Raw genomic sequence first — 1,595 nt, forward strand, 5'->3', positions numbered from 1 at the left:
CTGACCCCATTATCTGTTTTCAAATATCCCACGGGGGTCCGGGGGTGTGAAACCCCCGGTTCCGCCGGCCAACAATCGGAGACTGACATGCTGACAGGCAAGCACCTTATCGCGGGCGACTGGGTTTCGGGGGCGACGACCTTTGCCTCTGCCCCCGCCCATGGCCCCTCGCATGACTTTGGCGTTGGCACCCCTGCGCTGGTGGCGCAGGCCTGTGAGGGGGCGGAGGCGGCGTTTCCCTCCTTCGCCGCCACCAGCCGCGAAGAGCGCGCCCAGTTCCTGGAGGCGATCGCCGATGAGATCGACGCGCGCGGCGATGCCATCACCGAGATCGGCACCCAGGAAACCGGGCTTCCGGCGGCGCGTCTGCAGGGGGAACGGGGCCGGACCACCGGCCAGCTGCGCCTGTTTGCCGCGCATATCCGCGACGGCGCCTATCTGGACCGCCGCCACGACCCGGCCCTGCCAGACCGTCAGCCGCTGCCGCGTCCTGATCTGAAGATGGTGCAGCGCCCGATCGGCCCGGTGGCGGTGTTCGGCGCGTCGAACTTTCCGCTGGCCTTCTCGGTTGCGGGCGGTGACACCGCCTCGGCCCTGGCGGCCGGTTGCCCGGTGGTGGTCAAGGGCCATTCGGCCCATCCTGGCACCGGCGAGATCGTGGCGCAGGCGATTGATGCCGCACGCAAGGCCTGCAACCTGCATCCGGGCGTGTTCTCTCTGGTGCAGGGCGGCAAGCGTGACGTGGGTGAGGCGCTGGTGCAGCACCCGCTGATCCGCGCGGTGGGCTTCACCGGGTCGCTGGGCGGGGGCCGCGCGCTCTATGACCTGTGTGCCGCGCGTCCCGATCCGATCCCGTTCTTCGGCGAATTGGGCTCAGTGAACCCGATGTTCCTGCTGCCGGCTGCGATGGCCGCGCGGTCCGAGGCGCTGGCCAAGGGCTGGGCCGCCAGCCTGACCATGGGGGCGGGGCAGTTCTGCACCAATCCCGGCATTGCCGTGGTGATTGACGGCCCGGATGCCGATGCCTTTGCCGCCGCCGCCCGCGCCGCGCTGGAGCCGGTGGCCGCGCAGACCATGCTGACCGATGGCATGGCCGAGGCCTATCGCTCGGGAAGCGACCGGGTGGCGGCGGCCAGCGGCGTGCGCGCGCTGCTGACCACGCAAAGCGCGGCGCGCACCGCCACGCCGAACCTGTTCGAGGTGTCGGGCACCGACTGGCTGGCCGATCACATGCTGGCCGAGGAGGTGTTTGGCCCGCTTGGCCTGATCCTCCGGGTGACGGATGCGGCACAGATGCAAGCGATTGCGGCCAGCCTGCAGGGCCAGCTGACCTGCACGCTGCATCTGGAGGATGCCGATACCGATCTGGGCCAGGCGCTGCTCCCGATCCTTGACCGCAAGGCAGGCCGCATCCTTGCCAATGGCTTCCCGACCGGCGTCGAGGTTGCCGACAGCATGGTGCATGGCGGGCCCTATCCGGCCAGCACCAATTTCGGGGCCACCTCGGTCGGCACATTGTCGATCCGCCGCTGGCTGCGCCCGGTCTGCTATCAGAACCTGCCAACCGCCCTCCTCCCCCAAGACCTGCGCTAGCG

1 protein-coding gene is annotated in these 1,595 nt (G+C 69.6%); it reads left to right on the top strand.

Annotated elements, in window-relative coordinates; all coding sequences use genetic code 11:
- Positions 1-87: 87 nt before the first annotated feature.
- Positions 88-1,593, top strand: a complete 1,506-nt coding sequence (locus CXR43_RS17685; RefSeq protein ID WP_103336600.1) for an aldehyde dehydrogenase (NADP(+)) — start codon at positions 88-90, stop codon at positions 1,591-1,593.
- Positions 1,594-1,595 lie beyond the last annotated feature (2 nt).

It is taken from the genome of Pseudotabrizicola formosa (assembly GCF_002900965.1).
GTDB classification, from domain to species: Bacteria; Pseudomonadota; Alphaproteobacteria; order Rhodobacterales; family Rhodobacteraceae; genus Pseudotabrizicola; species Pseudotabrizicola formosa.